The 15,303-nt window shown below is 61.4% G+C and carries 12 protein-coding genes; 4 read left to right on the top strand and 8 right to left on the bottom strand.

Going from position 1 to position 15,303, the window contains the following annotated elements; translation table 11 throughout:
• The first annotated feature begins 201 nt into the window (after nucleotides 1-201).
• Nucleotides 202-1,128, top strand: a complete 927-nt coding sequence (locus ACSQ8V_RS28955) for a family 2A encapsulin nanocompartment shell protein (RefSeq protein ID WP_213763795.1) — start codon at nucleotides 202-204, stop codon at nucleotides 1,126-1,128.
• Nucleotides 1,103-3,136: a family 2A encapsulin nanocompartment cargo protein cysteine desulfurase gene (locus ACSQ8V_RS28950; RefSeq protein ID WP_436208058.1), complete on the top strand. Its 2,034-nt coding sequence runs from the start codon at nucleotides 1,103-1,105 to the stop codon at nucleotides 3,134-3,136. The genes ACSQ8V_RS28955 and ACSQ8V_RS28950 overlap by 26 nt, the downstream gene beginning before the upstream one ends.
• A gap of 84 nt (nucleotides 3,137-3,220) precedes the next feature.
• On the opposite strand, the gene ACSQ8V_RS28945 is transcribed toward ACSQ8V_RS28950, so the two are convergent.
• The 3 genes from ACSQ8V_RS28945 to ACSQ8V_RS28935 all read right to left on the bottom strand — a co-directional run bounded on the left by ACSQ8V_RS28945 (nucleotide 3,221) and on the right by ACSQ8V_RS28935 (nucleotide 5,037).
• On the bottom strand, nucleotides 3,221-4,009 hold the full coding sequence (locus tag ACSQ8V_RS28945; RefSeq protein ID WP_436209207.1) for a MetQ/NlpA family ABC transporter substrate-binding protein: 789 nt from the start codon (nucleotides 4,007-4,009) through the stop codon (nucleotides 3,221-3,223).
• A 186-nt stretch (nucleotides 4,010-4,195) separates the two neighbouring features.
• On the bottom strand, nucleotides 4,196-4,405 hold the full coding sequence (locus tag ACSQ8V_RS28940) for a dodecin (protein WP_213763793.1): 210 nt from the start codon (nucleotides 4,403-4,405) through the stop codon (nucleotides 4,196-4,198).
• A gap of 35 nt (nucleotides 4,406-4,440) precedes the next feature.
• Nucleotides 4,441-5,037 carry a nitroreductase family protein gene (locus ACSQ8V_RS28935; RefSeq protein ID WP_436208057.1) on the bottom strand — a complete coding sequence of 199 codons (597 nt, stop codon included), beginning with the start codon at nucleotides 5,035-5,037 and terminating at the stop codon, nucleotides 4,441-4,443.
• Between the two features lie 386 nt (nucleotides 5,038-5,423).
• Here ACSQ8V_RS28935 and ACSQ8V_RS28930 point away from each other — a divergent pair, with 386 nt between their 5' ends.
• Nucleotides 5,424-6,488 carry an LLM class flavin-dependent oxidoreductase gene (locus ACSQ8V_RS28930; RefSeq protein WP_213763791.1) on the top strand — a complete coding sequence of 355 codons (1,065 nt, stop codon included), beginning with the start codon at nucleotides 5,424-5,426 and terminating at the stop codon, nucleotides 6,486-6,488.
• Nucleotides 6,489-6,541: 53 nt separating this feature from the next.
• Here the strand turns inward: ACSQ8V_RS28930 and ACSQ8V_RS28925 are convergent, their stop codons facing one another.
• From ACSQ8V_RS28925 to ACSQ8V_RS28910, 4 genes are read right to left on the bottom strand one after another with little or no spacing between them, the layout of a single operon-like run.
• On the bottom strand, nucleotides 6,542-7,186 hold the full coding sequence (locus ACSQ8V_RS28925) for a DUF2894 domain-containing protein (protein ID WP_436208056.1): 645 nt from the start codon (nucleotides 7,184-7,186) through the stop codon (nucleotides 6,542-6,544).
• Complete coding sequence (locus ACSQ8V_RS28920) at nucleotides 7,179-7,826, bottom strand: OmpA family protein (protein ID WP_213763789.1); 648 nt, start codon at nucleotides 7,824-7,826, stop codon at nucleotides 7,179-7,181. Before ACSQ8V_RS28920 ends, ACSQ8V_RS28925 begins: the two co-directional genes overlap by 8 nt.
• On the bottom strand, nucleotides 7,823-10,189 hold the full coding sequence (locus ACSQ8V_RS28915; protein ID WP_436208055.1) for a DUF802 domain-containing protein: 2,367 nt from the start codon (nucleotides 10,187-10,189) through the stop codon (nucleotides 7,823-7,825). Before ACSQ8V_RS28915 ends, ACSQ8V_RS28920 begins: the two co-directional genes overlap by 4 nt.
• 10 nt (nucleotides 10,190-10,199) lie before the next feature.
• Complete coding sequence (locus ACSQ8V_RS28910; RefSeq protein ID WP_436208054.1) at nucleotides 10,200-10,943, bottom strand: DUF3348 domain-containing protein; 744 nt, start codon at nucleotides 10,941-10,943, stop codon at nucleotides 10,200-10,202.
• A gap of 296 nt (nucleotides 10,944-11,239) precedes the next feature.
• Between ACSQ8V_RS28910 and ACSQ8V_RS28905 the strand changes: the two genes are divergently transcribed.
• On the top strand, nucleotides 11,240-13,162 hold the full coding sequence (locus ACSQ8V_RS28905) for a PAS domain S-box protein (protein WP_436208053.1): 1,923 nt from the start codon (nucleotides 11,240-11,242) through the stop codon (nucleotides 13,160-13,162).
• A gap of 62 nt (nucleotides 13,163-13,224) precedes the next feature.
• On the opposite strand, the gene ACSQ8V_RS28900 is transcribed toward ACSQ8V_RS28905, so the two are convergent.
• Entirely contained in the window at nucleotides 13,225-15,057 is a 1,833-nt protein-coding gene (locus ACSQ8V_RS28900) for a pyrrolo-quinoline quinone (RefSeq protein WP_436208052.1), read from the bottom strand.
• Nucleotides 15,058-15,303 lie beyond the last annotated feature (246 nt).

The following is a 15,303-nucleotide window of genomic DNA, read 5'->3' as shown; positions in this document are numbered from 1 at the left end:
TCACTGACAATCCTCATATCTATCGATCCCGCTCGATGCGCCAGGCGTACTCCGCCCAATGTTTTCCACCGAACGCAGAGCCGGCGTTTATCGCCACGTAATCCTTGCCGGATCAAAAAAGACGAAGTACCTTTGCTACTCGTTCCAGATCAATTTTGCCTATAAGCATTCCCGTATTTCTTACAGAAAGGGGGTTTGAAAATGGCAACACCCGGTCACAGCGCACTCGGCGACCATGCCGCACGGCAGTTGGCGAACGCCACCAAAACTGTCCCGCAGCTTGCAACCATTACACCTCGCTGGCTCACGCATCTGCTGCAGTGGGTGCCGGTCGAGGCAGGCATCTATCGTCTGAATCAGGTGAAGAATCCGGAAGCCGTGACTGCCACATGCACCGCGCGCGAAGACGAAAGCCAATTGCCGACCACCTTTGTGCCTTACGAAGAGGAGCCGCGCGAATATTTCCTGAACGCCGTGAGCACAATTGTCGAGGTGCACACGCGCATCTCCGATCTTTACAGCAGTCCGCACGACCAGATCAAGGAACAACTGCGCCTGACGATCGAGACGATCAAGGAGTTGCAGGAGAGCCAGTTGATCAACAACCCTGACTACGGGTTGATTGCGAATGTCGCGGAAGAGCAGCGCGTGCTGCCGCTGACCGGCGCGCCGACTCCCGATGATCTCGACGAACTGTTGACCAAGGTATGGAAGGAACCAGCGTTTTTCCTGACCCATCCGCTGGCGATCGCCGCCTTCGGCCGCGAGTGTACGCGCCGTGGCGTGCCGCCTCCAACCATCAGCCTGTTCGGCTCGCAATTCCTCACGTGGCGTGGCATCCCGCTGATTCCGTCAGACAAGGTAACCGTGGACGACGGCAAGACCAAGATCCTGCTGCTGCGAGTCGGCGACAAGCGCCAGGGTGTGGTCGGTCTTTATCAGCCGGGCGTGGCAGGCGAGCAGGGGCCGGGGTTATCGGTGCGTTTCATGGGGATCAACAATCAGGCAATCGCTTCCTACCTGGTGTCGCTGTATTGCTCGCTTGCAGTGCACACGCCGGACGCGTTGGCGGTCCTCGAGGACGTTGAGGTTGGCAAGTACCATGACTATGCCCACACCTACCAGTAGTTCGGCGACAGCTTATCCCGACCCAACGTCAGCGCTTCCTGCCGGTTTGCCCGATCCAGCGATGCTGGCGCGTCTTGCAAACGCGTTTTTTGCCGCGTTGCCGGGCAGTACGCTTGGCGGCAACGGTGTGCCTGGCAGTGCGCCCTCCGAGCTTGCCGCGGCGGCGCCCGCTTTGCCGGCTTCGACGAATCCGGTGCCCCCGGGCTCTCCGATGGCGGGACCGTCCGGCGCAGGCAGCGGCATACCGGGTGCAGCCATACCGCAAGGCAAGGTGCCGGGTGCCAACCTTGCGCCTTCAGCGCCGACCCACGTTCTATCGCTCGGCAATCGTGCGCCTGCCTTGTTGCCGCATGCCGCTGCGCAGAACGGTTTGCCCGACAATCTGGTGACGATCGCACCCGCGCTTGACAGTCGCTACGGGGGTACCGCGCTCGGTGTGCCGGAAGCCGCGGCGGCGAATCTGCCGACCGATGGGGCTGCCGGTCGCAGCAGCGCATCACCTTACTATTTCATCGATATCGCCAGGCCTCCGTCGTATGGCGTTGAGGACGGACCACTGCCCGCGGCATCGCTGCTCGATCCGTTGGGTGTTCCGTCACTGCTGCCTGCTGGAGAGTCCGCGAACGCTGGCCCGCCGCAAGGATCGTCGTTTGGATTGCCGCGCGGTTTTGCGGAGTCGGCTCCCGCCCGGCCGGACGCCACCGAGCGTTATTTTCTCGAGGATATCCGCTCGCCCGGGACGCCGGCATCGGGCCGCACATCGGACCCTGCAGCGCAGGCGCAGTCCGGCCATCCCCAGTTCGATGTAAACGCGATCCGACGCGACTTCCCGATCCTGCAGGAGCGTGTGAACGGCCGGCAGCTTGTATGGTTCGATAACGCGGCCACTACACAAAAGCCGCAGACCGTCATCGATCGTCTCGCCTATTTCTATCTGCACGAGAACTCGAACATTCATCGCGCGGCACATGCGTTGGCGGGTCGCGCGACTGATGCCTATGAGGGAGCCCGCAACAGGGTTCAACGCTTTATCGGCGCCTCGCAGCCCGAGGAGATCGTGTTTGTGCGCGGCACGACCGAGGCGATCAACCTGGTGGCAAAGTCGTGGGGAGTGCAGAACGTCGGGGCGGGCGACGAGATCGTCGTGTCGCATCTTGAACATCACGCGAACATCGTGCCGTGGCAGCAACTGGCTTCGCTGACTGGCGCGACGCTGCGGGTGATTCCGGTTGACGATTCGGGCCAGGTGCTGCTCGAAGAGTACAGCCGGTTGTTGAACGACAAGACGAAGATCGTCGCGGTGACGCAGGTGTCGAATGCGCTCGGCACCGTCGTACCGGTCAAGGAAATGGTGGAGATGGCGCACCGCGTCGGCGCGGTTGCATTGATCGACGGCGCGCAGTCGGTGTCCCATATGCGCGTGGATGTGCAGGCACTCGATGCGGACTTCTTTGTCTTTTCGGGTCACAAGGTGTTCGGGCCGACCGGAATTGGTGTGGTCTATGGCAAGCGGGCGCTGCTCGATGCAATGCCGCCGTGGCAGGGCGGCGGCAACATGATCTCGGACGTGACATTTGAGCGGACGGTGTTTCAACCGGCGCCACATCGCTTCGAGGCGGGCACCGGGAACATCGCAGATGCAGTCGGCCTGGGCGCTGCTATCGACTATGTGACGCGCGTCGGCATAGAAAACATCGCGCGCTACGAGCACGAGTTGCTCGACTATGCCACCGCGTTGATGAAGCCGATTCCGGGCGTGCGCCTGATCGGCACGGCGCAGGACAAAGCGAGCGTGCTGTCATTCGTTCTGAACGGCTACACGCCCGAAGAGGTGGGGCGTGCGCTCAGTGAAGAGGGTATTGCAGTACGGGCCGGGCATCATTGCGCACAGCCTATCTTGCGGCGCTTCGGCGTGGAGGCGACCGTGCGGCCGTCGCTCGCGTTCTACAACACGCCGGAAGAGGTCGACCGGATGATCGCCGTGGTGAAACGGCTGGCCAGGCACTGAGCGGCGAGATTGCCCTTGCGGCATGACGCATGTGCGTATGCGCATGAAGGCTTGGACCGCCGCCGCAGCCTGATCTGCCGGGTATTAAAACGCCGGTATGATCGCGCCTTTATAGCGCGTGAGAATGAAGTTGCGCACTTCGTCGGATTGATATGCCTTGACGATCTGCTGAACCCACGGCTTGCCGGCATCCTGCTCCCGAACGGCAATCAGGCAGGCATACGGCCCATTCGCATCCTCTACCAGGATGGTGTCGTGACCGGGATTCAGACCGGCCTTGATCGCATAGTCGGCGTTTATCGTGGTCGCATCGAAATCGTCGAGTGTGCGCGGCAGTTGCGCAGCGTCGATCTCAGTGAACTTGAAATGCTTCGGATTGCTGATGATATCGCGAGGGGTCGCGTTGATGCCCGCGATGGGGTCGATCCCGGAGCGCAGTTTGATCGCGCCTGCTTTCTGCAACAGCAGCAGCGTTCGGCTCTCATTTGCCGGATCGTTTGGAATACCGATGCTGGCACCATCGGGAAGCGCTGAGAACTGCTTGTACTTTTTTGAGTAGATGCCAATAGGGCCGATCCACGTACGCCCGACGCCCACCAGCTTATAGCCACGTGCACGAATCTGGGAGGCGAGAAAAGGACGATGCTGATAACTGTTGGCGTCAAGATCGCCCGCATCGAGCGCGGCGTCCGGCTGTATGTAGTCGCTGAAGGTCACAATCCGGATATGCAGGCCGTAATCGCGTTCCGCCACCTTTTTGACGGCTTCGAAAATCTCTTCGTGGGGCCCAGTCGTCACACCGATCTTCAGAACTTGCTCTTCCGCGTTCGCATTCAGGCTGCCTGTCAAGACGAGGCAGGCGAGTGAAAACAGGGCGATACGTCGGGAGAAACGCAGCAAAAAGGCCACCTTATATTCCTTCACTGGGTACTTGGTTGTTGAGCGTGCAAGTTAACGCCGCCTCGCACGCGCGCGAACCAAGTATTTCGGCTATGGAAAGCATCGTCCTCTTGAGCCAAGGTTCCTATAACGTGCGCCGACGCGGCCACCGTGACTAGTCTAGTCGTCGAGACGAATGCCGACCTTTAGCGTCACTTGCCAGTGCGCAACTTTGCCGCCCTCGACATGACCACGCGTTTCGATGACCTGAAACCAGTCAATGTTGTGCAAGGTTTTGTTAGCCCTTGCCAGGGCGACCGACACCGCGTCGTCACTCGATTGCGTTGACGAGCCGGTCAGTTCAATTTGCTTGTAGACGTGATGGGACATTGGCGTATTTCCTTGAATAAGTCAGGCTGCATAAGTCAGGCGGCAAATCGACCTTCGGTGGCGATTTCGCCAAGGGGTTTGCGCGGACTGGGCGTTTCTCGCGCCTGTAGCGCCTCCGACAGCGAAGCCTTGTCGCCGAGACGGCCTATCGCGATCCCCGCTTCAATCGAGTAGATATCCGGGATTTTCAACTCTGTCCGGATTCTGTCTCGCTCGATTCCGGCCAGCCCGTGCGCATGCCATCCGGCCAGACTTGCCTGCAGCGCAAGATAGCCCCACGCGGCACCCGTATCGAACGAATGACTGATGGTCGGCACCTCGTCTGTTCCGCCCGGGGGGACAAACGTACTCTTTGAAAGGACGATGACCAACGCCGCTGCATGATTTGCCCAGGTGCGATTGAAATCGTTCAGGAAACCCAGAAATTGCGGCCAGTGCTCACTGTCGCGCGTCGCGTAGACGAACCGCCACGGCTGCGAGTTATACGAGGACGGCGCCCAACGGGCGGCCTCGAGAAAGGTCAGCAGCGTCGCATTGTCTATAGGTTCCTGGCTAAAGGCGCGGGGCGACCAGCGATTGACGAATTGCGGATCGATAGGGTGATCTGCGCTGCGAGGGTTCGGCGTTGTCATGATGGGTAGTCGCTCGCTGGGTAGTCGTTCACAAGGGAGTCGCGAAGGAAACGGCACGGTGAAGCGGTTGAGTGGCTCGGTTCGAATCAAGCAGTTACGTGAGCGAGTATAAGAACCAGGCACGATTTGATCTAACAATAAATCGGCTGAACCTTATCGCCATAACGCAGCAACGTGATTTCGTGTTCGGATATAAGGAACTGAGAAGATGCGGAGAGACGGAAACTCTCACCAGGAATGGCCGTATTGCAGACGAATTGTCATTCCGGTTTTCCTTCTATCGATATGCGAACAAACTGGAAGCGTCGCATTGACCTGCGCGATGTGGTCGACGCATGCTTGCAGGTTCTGATTCTTGTTTTTCTCAATCCACATTAGGTCGACTGATGCCTTCGTCAACTCCCCGCTTCGGCATTTGGGCGCTGGTGCACGGTAGCCGCGCCGCGCTGCAGGATCCTGACGAGCCCTACGATGCGTCATGGGCTCGCAACCGCGACCTCATCCTGGAAGCCGAGCGACTCGGTTTCGACTCGACCCTGGTCGCGCAGCATACGATCAATCCCCATGACGAAAAGCTTGATCAGCTAGAGGCCTGGACTGCCTCGGCAGCGTTGGCTGCTTTAACTACGCGCATCGAGATCATCACGGCGATCAAGCCCTATCTCTATCATCCCGTCACCCTGGCCAAAATGGCCATGCAGATTGAAGACATCAGCGGTGGGCGATTCGCGATCAATCTGGTCAACGCATGGAATCGTCCTGAGCTGGCCAAGGCCGGTATCGGCTTTGCTGAGCATGACGAACGATATGCATACGGCCGTGAATGGATCACGGTTGTGAATGACCTGATGCTTGGAAAGCGTACCAATTTCAAGGGGCGGTTCTTCGACGTGGAAGACTATGTCTTGCGCCCGGCCGACCGCTTTCGGGAGAGACCGCGCATCTATGTCGGCGGCGAGTCGGAGCCGGCGAGAGCGCTCGTGGCTGAACGCGGCGATTTCTGGTTCATCAACGGCCAACCGTTGCCCGATGTGCGCCGGCTGATCGAAGACGTGGGAGGGCGTGCCCGTACCGGTGCGCCATTGCGCTTCGGGCTTTCCGCCTTCGTGATTGCGCGGCCAACGGACGGGCAGGCGCAGGAGCATCTCGATCACCTGTTCGCGCTTGCTGCGAAGGATGCTCCCTTGCGTGCATCGCAGAAGGAAAACATCGATCCGAAGGCGGTCATGCACCAGACGTTCGCCAAGTCAGCGCGCGTTGGATCGAATGGCGGGACCGCAGCGGGGCTGGTTGGCAGCTACGAAACGGTAGCGCGGCGTATTGTCGAGTTTCATCGAGCGGGAATCGAATTGTTCATGCTGCAGTTTCAGCCGTTTGAAGCGGATATGAAACGGTTCGCACAAGAGGTCATACCGCTCGTCCGCGAACTGACAGCGCGGGACGATGAGTGAGACACGGGCAGTACCCAAGCGTCGTCGCAACCCTTTGACTTCTACTCGTGGCGCTAGCGCTGTTTGCCGCGCGTGCTTTTCCGAGGGCTCCCGGAGCGAGGCGCATCTTTATCCGGCAAGGCGCCGCCGCCGTTCATCTGCTCCACCCACGACAAGGCGTCGAGGTACGACAAGAACTGCTGCAGATACCCAGGTGACAACTCGCGCATTAGCGAGAGCGAGCGATGCACTAGGCTACTCGAGTTGAGCGGCCCGGCATTCCCGGGCACTTGTGCAAGCGACTGCCGGAACTGTCTCTCGGCACTGATCTTGGTCCAGGTTTTTCGGAAGTAATCGAGCACCTCCATTTCTGGATAGGAGGCGCGGGGCAAGGTGTGACCCGTGGTGGGGCCGTCGCCATCCACCGGCGCGCGGTGGCTCATGTACTCGATCAGCCCGGCAAGCGCCCCGCGAGCGGGCTCGCCGGCATGGGCGGTTTGGGACGCGGCGTTCTCGAGATCGCGAGCATAGGCCGCGAGCAGTGTGGACAGCCTGTCATCCAGAATCCGTCGCGCCTCGCCGCTGTGGCTGGCCGCTCGCCGATCCAGCGCTTCGATAAAATGAAAGCGGACGGGATCCAGCCGATCGGCGCCGCGCTCGCGCCATGCATCGAGCGTCGAGCGGATGCTAACCGTCACATCACTCGCTTCGCTATTCACCGGGCTTCACCGTTGCGTTCGACAGCCTGGGGACCGGCGCAATTTCCACTCGCCGATTCCTCGCCCGTCCCTCGTTGTCGGCATTCGAGCTGACGGGCTGCTGTGAGCCGAACGCGGCCGCGAATACGGAGGAGGAGGGGACGCCTGCGTCGATCAACGCACGGGTTACCGTCAACGCGCGCTGCGCTGACAGCTCCCAGTTGTCGGCAAAGCGGCGGTTACTCTCCCGCAACTGCCGGTCATCGGTAAAACCACTCACCATCAGGATCTGGTCGTTGGCCTGGAGATAAGCGGTCAGCGGCCCGGCCAGGCTCTTCAATACGTCCCGGCCCTCGGGCTGCAATTGATCGGAGTTGAGCGCGAACAACACGCTGCCGTTGATGCCAATACGCCCGTTGACCAGCGTCACCCGCCCCGCTGCCAGCGGCCCGGCCAGCGCCTGCTCCAGGGTCTTGCGGCGCTGCGTTTCCATCTGCCGTTGCTTGACCTCATGCTCAAGCTTGGAAGACAGCTCCAGTTGCATGCCGATGACGCCCACCATGATCAGCATGAACGCGCCCAGCAGCACCGACATCAGATCGGCGAAGGCAGGCCATACAGGCGCGATCGTCTCCACGCCGCCGTCGATATCCTCGCTCATGCGACCGTGGCTCCATCCCCGGCTTCGGCGGACGCACGCCGGCCGGCGAGCTGTTGCAGGTCTTCAACAATCTGCTTCTGCGACATCATGCTCAGGTCGATGACTTCCCGAGCCTGCGCCACGTAATAGGCAAGCTGTTCGTCACTGCGGGCGAGTGACTTGTCCAGCGCGACTTCAATACGCTGGAGGTGAGTCACCAGCTTCTCGTTCGAATCGCCGAACAACTGCACGGCCATGCCGAATGCTTCGCCCAGGCTCGCCACTTCGACCGCGCTGCCGGTGACCTGCGCGGCAACGGCGCCGAGCTTGCCGGTTTCGGCTTCAACCTTGTCGGCGAACTGGGTGCCCACACGCTCCAGCAGACCCGCCGATGTCGCGACCAGCGCGTCAACGGCTGCGCGCTGCTCGGTGGACGCATGGTTCACGGCATCGAGCAGGGTTTCCAGCGTTGCCAGCAGACGGCTGCGTTCCTCAAGCATCGCGGTGTCGCGGACCATGCTGTCGGAGAGCTTCTGGCGCAGTTCGGCGACGACTTCAGCGGCGGCCTTGGGGGCTTCCGATGCCGCTTGCACGAGCCGGGATATCTCGGCGATCGTGTCGCTTGCGTGCGCCTGCGTCCGGGCCGATATGTCGTGCGCGGTCCGCTCCAGCGTGTCGCAAATTTCCTGCTGCCGGGTCGCGGTGCGCGTGCCCGCCAGTTCCCATTCGCGGCTCAACGTGGCGGCCATCGAAGCAAGCGTTTCGGTCCATGCCGCGAGCCGCTGCTGGTCCCGCGATGCCAATTCCGCCTGCAGGTTCGCCGCGGCCTTGGGCGCTTCCGACGCAGCTTGTACCAGCCGGTCGATCTCAGCGATCGTGTTGCTGGCGTGCGCTTGCGTCTGGGCCGATATATCGCGTGCAGTTTGCGCCAGCGTGTCGCACATCTCCTGTTGCCGGGTCGCGGTGCGCGTGCCCGCCTGCTCCCACTCGCGGCTCAACATAGCGGCCATCGAACCGAGCGTCTCGGTCCAGACCGCGAGCCGTTGCTCGTCCCGCGATACCAATTCACCCTGCAAGTCCGCCTGCGACTGGCCGACCGTGAGCAGGAGCGACGCCGAATGCTGCTCGAAGGCCGCTGCGGCCTCGGTCAAGGCTTGCCGGTTGTGACTCGCCAGCGTCTCGCCAGCGCGTTCTTGCCGTGACAGCGCTTCGTTCCACGCCGCAGACACACTGCCGGCCGTAGCGTCCAGGCGCGCGGCGACGCCTTCCAGCAGGCCGGCCGAACGTTGCTCGAAGGTGTCGGTGAATCGATCCAGTGAGGTGCTTAGCTGCTGGACCAGCGCCTCGCTCGATCGCTGATGTCCCTCTAGCGCCTGATTCCAGATACCGGCCACGGTAGCGGTACTCGCCTCGAATCCGCTCGACAGCCCGTCCAACTGCCGCTCTACGGCCTGCGTGACGGTCGCATGCAAGGAAGCCGTCTCGCGGGCAAGGCCTTCCATCGTGGCTTCCATGACCGGCTGCAGCGCCGCGCCGGCGGCGCGGGTGCTGTCGGCGACGCTCTCCTTCAACGACCGCTCCACCGACGAAGCGAGGCGGGCGTAAGTTGCCTCGGCCTTGCCGTGGAAGGCTTCCTGGCTGGCGATTTGCCGCGCGTTGACGGCGAGGTTTTGTTGCTCGATGGCCGCCATCATCATCTGCAGCCGATCGACCAGTTCAGGCATCCCCTCGGCCTGCCGCTGCAGGAGCTTGAAAGTTTCCTCGCGCTGATGGGTCTGCGAGTAGATGCGCAATGTGGTCGCGATCTTCACGTCGAGCATTTGCCCGGCCTCGATCCGCTCGCGCCGGCACAGCGCGGAAAGCAGTCCGAGCATGGCGGATGTGGCTACGCCTGCAATCGAGGTGCCGAACGCAAATCCCAACCCCTTGACCGGTGCGGCCAGCGAGTCGCGTATAGCCTGCAGGTCCGTCGCGCTTTCCAGCGCCATGCCCGTGCCCCTCAGGGTCGCCACCATGCCCAGGAGCGTGCCCAGCATGCCCAGCAACACGAGCAAGCCAACCAGATAGGGCGCAAGCGCCGGGCCGGGCAACGCTACCCGCTCGCCTTCGATGCGCAGGCGCACCGCATTACGCAAGCTGGGATGCAATCGGTCGAGCCAGGCGGCGAGGCTTGGCGGAGGTTTGGACAGGTCCGCCAGGGCACGCGCCAGGGTGGAAGTGGCCTGGCTGTAGCGTTGCAATTCGAGCGCGCCCGCCAGATAGCAGGCCCCCACGAGCATGGTGACGGCCAGCGCAAGCGCGTTCGAGCCGACGTAACCGGCGCCGATCCAGCACACAGCGGCCAGACCCACCAAAAAAACGACAAGATTCAGATATCTGGACATAGCGTCCCAGTTAGCGGGTGCGAAGGGCCGCGAGCAACCCTTCGACCGGTTGAAAACGAAGATCCAGTTCGGCCAGCAACACGCTCTGCATATCTTTGCGGAACACGTTCAGCCACGCGCCCGGCGCGATCGTCGGGGTGTCCTCCGACGCCTGAGCGTCGGCCAGCGTTTCCCGCTCGGTCTTGCGCAACCGTTCGAAATGCGCGCCGAGCAATGCCGGTACGGTGGCCAGCAGACTCCGCTCGCGCGGACTCAGTGCACGCTCCATGACGGCATCCACCTCCGCGAGCCGGCTCATGCCGGGTGTTCTGGCAGCCAGCTTTGCCCGCAAGCGGCTACGCAAGTTGCCGATGCCCGTTTCCATCGTCTGCTGCATGGATAGATACATCTGACGAAAAGCCGGATAGTCGACGGCAGCGTCCAGGGAAGCTCCATGAGAGGCCGTTTGCGCGGACCCGTGGCGCTTGGCGGCGGCAGGCGCACTACCGCTAACGATCGCATTCACCAACGTGCTGCGCACGCGGGCGCACTCGGTCTCCTCCGCGCTGCCCAGGGCTTGCGCGCCGGGGGCTACGGCAGGCGGATTACCGTTGAGCGCCGTGGACAGCGCGATGGCGTCTGTCCAGTGGAGCCATTGGCTCAGCCTGTCCGAGAGCGGTTGTCTGGATTCGGTAACATCGGCATCCGCCAGGCGAGCCAGCAAGCGAATGAGCGTCGGTCCGTTGAAAGCTGTGCGCTGAGGGGCTTGCACCATACCACCAGAGTCAAAAAGTTCGCTAGTTTACACGCGGACGCGGTGGGAGCCGCCGTGTCCTGATCAACGGGGCTGCCGAGCGCGGAATTTCAGGCGATCCGACACGCCGCCTGCGACGTCGACTGACCAGACCGCGCCTCTTCCTTTTCGCCTTGCTCGTCACCTGCCGATACGTTTCCGTAAGACGTGTCGATAAATGAATCAATCCAGTACTATCATCGGTGAACAAGCATCGCGTGATGCGATACAGCCTTCTTGGACGACAACTAAAATTACGACACGTGGAAGTCTGAACAATGAAAACCGACGACCGTGCGAAGTTGTGTGGCGTGAGCGAAGAAAAGCGCTTTGAATTGCTCGTCACGAGCATCAGCGATTACGCCATCTACATGCTGAACCCCGAGGGGATTGTCAATAGCTGGAACGCCGGGGCGGAACGGTTCAAAGGCTATGCCGCCCACGAGATCATCGGCCAGCATTTTTCCGTTTTTTATACGGAGGAGGACCGGCGCTCAGGCAAGCCGACCCGGGCGTTACAAACCGCCCGCGAACAAGGTAAGTTCGAAGATGAAGGTTGGCGGGTGCGAAGAGACGGCACGCGATTCTGGGCAAGCGTCGTGGTTGATCCGATCCGCACTCCCTCCGGCGAGCTGATCGGCTTTGCCAAAATCACGCGCGACATTACCGAGCGCAAAGCGACCGAAGAGGCGCTGCGTGAAAGTGAGGACAGGTTCCGCCTGCTCGTTCAGAGCGTGACCGACTATGCGATCTACATGATCTCCCCAACGGGGGTGATCACGAACTGGAACGCCGGCGCCGAACGCATCAAGGGCTACAAGCAAGAGGAAATTGTCGGTTCGAATTTCGCGGTCTTCTACACGGAAGAAGACCGTGCTAATGGCATGCCTGCCCAGACGCTGGCAACGGCCGCGAGCGAAGGCCGGTTTGAACAGGAGAGCTGGCGTGTGCGCCGAGACGGAACGCGATTCTGGGCGCACGTGGTGGTCGATTCGATCCGCGACGAAGCGGGGAAACTGCTGGGATTCGCGAAGGTTACGCGAGATATAACAGAACGAAAGCAGGCAGCGGAGGCGCTTGAGCGAGCCAATGCGGCGCTTTTCCAGTCGCAGAAAATGGAAGCGATCGGCCAGCTCACGGGGGGCATTGCCCACGACTTCAATAACCTGCTGGCGATCGTTTCAAGCAGCGTGGATGTACTGGCCTCGCGCGCGCAGAATTATGCCGATACAAAGATACTGGACGCCATGCGACGCGCCGTCGAGCGCGGGGCGCTCCTGACTCAGCAACTGCTTTCGTTCGCCCGTCGGCAACCGCTCAAGGTTGAAAAATATGACGTGAACGCTGTGATCAGCAATTTCGAACCCGTGCTGCGCCGCGCGGGAAATTCCGCTATCGAAATGGACATCCGGTTGGCACGCCACGCCCGGACCATTTTGCTGGATGCCGCCCGCTTCGAGGCGGCGTTGCTGAACCTGGTCGTCAATGCCCGCGACGCCATGCCCACTGGCGGAAAGCTGGTAATCGCCGTCGACAACGTAGAGCTGGGTGCCGTGGAGGTCGGGAGTCTGGCGCCGGGTGCTTACGTCCGGGTCTCTGTCTCCGATACAGGCTCGGGTATGCCGCCAGCGGTTGTTGCACGCGCGTTCGAGCCGTTCTTCACGACCAAGGAGGTGGGCAAGGGCACGGGACTTGGCTTAAGCCAGGTCTATGGATTCATCGCGCAATCCGGCGGCGACGTCGTGATCGACAGCGAAGAGGGCAAGGGTACGACCATCAGCATGTACTTGCCCGTGATTGAAGGCGCGCCAGACGACAGGATTGCCGCGGCCGGCGACAACGTGGATACGGTTCTTATCGTGGAAGATGAGCCCGACGTGCTCGACGCGGCGGGGCAGCTTTTTCGCAGCATAGGCTACGAGGTTGCGACAGCGGCCAACGGCGTCGAAGCCATGACGATCCTTGAACGCCGTTCCGACATCGACCTGCTGTTCACCGACGTAGTCATGCCGAAGGGCATGAGCGGTATTCAACTGGCACGCCTGGCGCGCGAGCTTCGGCCCGGTCTCAAGGTGATAGTGGCCTCGGGATATCCCATTCCGGCATTACGCGAGCGGTACGGGCGTATCGAGAATTTTGCCTTCGTCAACAAGCCCTATCGGCTGGCTGAACTTGTAAAAGCGCTAAGAGCGGTGACATAGACCGGGCGGTTTGCACAATTGACGCGAAGGGGGATATCCGTATCCCCCTTCGTATCTCAGCATTACTGTAGCAAGCCGAACACCGCAACGCCGTTCGTCGCTCCTACATACACCTTCCCCTCCGCGATCATCGGCGTGATGAACTTGTTGCCCGCGCCAAACTGGTCCCGCGTGCCGGCCTGATTGCTGTTGTACAACTCGTGCGCAAGATTGGTCGAGTCGTATGCGTGAAGCGCCCCAATCGTGCCGTTTTCTGCCGCCCACACAATGCCGTTGCTCGTGCCGTTCGCCGAAACGGCCGGCGTCGCGCCGGGATAAGGAAACTGCAACGCGGTCTGCGAAGACGGTGCGGTGGCGAGCAGTGCGTTGGTGACAGGCAGCGCCTTGAGCGTATCGGTCTGGCCTCCGTAATAGACGACATGGTTGAAGTACGCCGGCGAGCCCCAGATACCGTCAGCCAGGACGCCGATCAGCTCCTGCCAGATGTTGTTGGTCGTTGGGTTGAACTTGCCCATGTTGTCGCGATCGACGACGTAGATATTGGTGTCCTTGCCTGCTCCTAAAGCCAGATGCTTGACCGTGCCGTCCGCAGCGGTTTGATCGGGGAGCAGCATCGGTCCGCCGGAGCCGAAATCGCCATCCACGTCGGATTCGGCTACGGTGTTATACATCGCGAAGTAGTCGGTTACGACCGGCGTCGGGAGAGCAGACAGCTTGACGAACGTGTCGCCAAAATCGCCATCGGATGGAAATCCCTGCGCGTTGAGCGTCGTGCCGAAGGTGCCGTTGCCATCGATAAAATAGATCGATGTCCCGTCCGACGCCATGCCCGAGCCCGCCATCCAGATCGATCCCTTGGTGCCGTTTGGCGTAACCGGAAGCGCGCCGGTTTGCTTCAACGTATCGGCGCTGTAGGCCATCAGCCAGCCGTTATAGTTGCCGGACATGCAGTGAGCGGTCCATCCCATGTAGATAGTGCCGTTGACCAACGTCAGTGCCGAGCGTACGGTGTGCAGCGCCGGATTGAAGGTAAGGACGCCGTTCGCACCTTCCGAACCGCTGCCTGGATAAGTAGCGGCAATTTCGGTCGGGCCGCCGAACAGTTCGGCTCCTGTCGCAAGATCGATCGCGTGCAGGCGATGATGCACGTTCCCGCTGCCGTCCGTGGTCATGGCGACGGCATATAGCGTCCCATTCGGACCGCGCGAGCGGTCGATGACCGGCGTCGACGTGATACCTATTTCCGGCGTGATGTCCGTGCAGCCGACGTCAGCGCTCGAGGATTCGCCCGCAGGCGCCAGCGATATTTGCCACAACGCGGCACCGCTGTCGGCGTCGTAGGCGTAGATGCTGTCGTGCTCCGTCACAACATAGACGACGTTATGCGCGACCGTGCCCATCGTGAGATTCGTCACGAATAGCGGCTGCCCGTCGACTTTGCCGTCGGCAGGCAGGAAGCGCAGCTTCCCGAACGTTGTGGAGTTGACATTGGTCAGCGTGAGCGTCGTTTCGGAGAGCATCTGGCCGGTTCGTGCGAGGTCGTTGTGGTGCATCAGCACGTCTGTCGCGTAGGCTGCCACAGCCGTTGGCGTCGAGCCGGTAGTCGTTCCGGCGGGTGTGGTCGTGCTCGGCGCGGGAGTGGTGGCAGGGGTTGTCGGGGCCGGCGTGGGTGTCGTGCTGTTTGGCGTGGTCGTGGACGGCGCGGGTGTCGCGCTTGGGCTCACGGGCGTACTGCTGGCGCCGCCTGCACTGGTGGTCGTGGTGGTGGTCGGGCTGTTGCTTGAGCCGCCGCCGCATGACCCGAGGCACACCGCTATCAGCAATTGCGTACATGTTTTGAACAAGTGGCGACGAGAGGCTGGGCAAAAAGCGGATTTGCGTTGCAGAGATTTCATGGCGATTCTCCGGCGGCTGTCGAGCGGTCCACAACACATCATATCCACAGCGTGCAAGCGCGAATCGCTCGCTGCAGCCCAGCGTAACAACGCGAGGTACGGCGTCCTGCATCAGCAAGAAAAGCGCCTGAGGAGGCGGGACGTTCTCCTCGCTCTCTTGCATTGAACGGTTTTGTATTGAACTGCTGACGCAGTATGGGTTGCAGCGCCGAGGTCAGATGAATACCCAGTCCAAACAGGAACTCA

The sequence above is a fragment of the Caballeronia sp. LjRoot31 genome, assembly GCF_964253885.1.
Taxonomy (GTDB): domain Bacteria; phylum Pseudomonadota; class Gammaproteobacteria; order Burkholderiales; family Burkholderiaceae; genus Caballeronia.
This window is presented reverse-complemented; position numbering and strand designations above follow the sequence as displayed.

Coding starts and splice junctions, on each gene's coding strand:
- ACSQ8V_RS28955 (WP_213763795.1), top strand. CDS start 202: ATGGCAACACCCGGTCACAGCGCACTCGGCGACCATGCCGCACGGCAG.
- ACSQ8V_RS28950 (WP_436208058.1), top strand. CDS start 1,103: ATGACTATGCCCACACCTACCAGTAGTTCGGCGACAGCTTATCCCGAC.
- ACSQ8V_RS28940 (WP_213763793.1), bottom strand. CDS start 4,405: ATGTCCCATCACGTCTACAAGCAAATTGAACTGACCGGCTCGTCAACG.
- ACSQ8V_RS28935 (WP_436208057.1), bottom strand. CDS start 5,037: ATGACAACGCCGAACCCTCGCAGCGCAGATCACCCTATCGATCCGCAA.
- ACSQ8V_RS28930 (WP_213763791.1), top strand. CDS start 5,424: ATGCCTTCGTCAACTCCCCGCTTCGGCATTTGGGCGCTGGTGCACGGT.
- ACSQ8V_RS28920 (WP_213763789.1), bottom strand. CDS start 7,826: ATGAGCGAGGATATCGACGGCGGCGTGGAGACGATCGCGCCTGTATGG.
- ACSQ8V_RS28915 (WP_436208055.1), bottom strand. CDS start 10,189: ATGTCCAGATATCTGAATCTTGTCGTTTTTTTGGTGGGTCTGGCCGCT.
- ACSQ8V_RS28910 (WP_436208054.1), bottom strand. CDS start 10,943: ATGGTGCAAGCCCCTCAGCGCACAGCTTTCAACGGACCGACGCTCATT.
- ACSQ8V_RS28905 (WP_436208053.1), top strand. CDS start 11,240: ATGAAAACCGACGACCGTGCGAAGTTGTGTGGCGTGAGCGAAGAAAAG.
- ACSQ8V_RS28900 (WP_436208052.1), bottom strand. CDS start 15,057: ATGAAATCTCTGCAACGCAAATCCGCTTTTTGCCCAGCCTCTCGTCGC.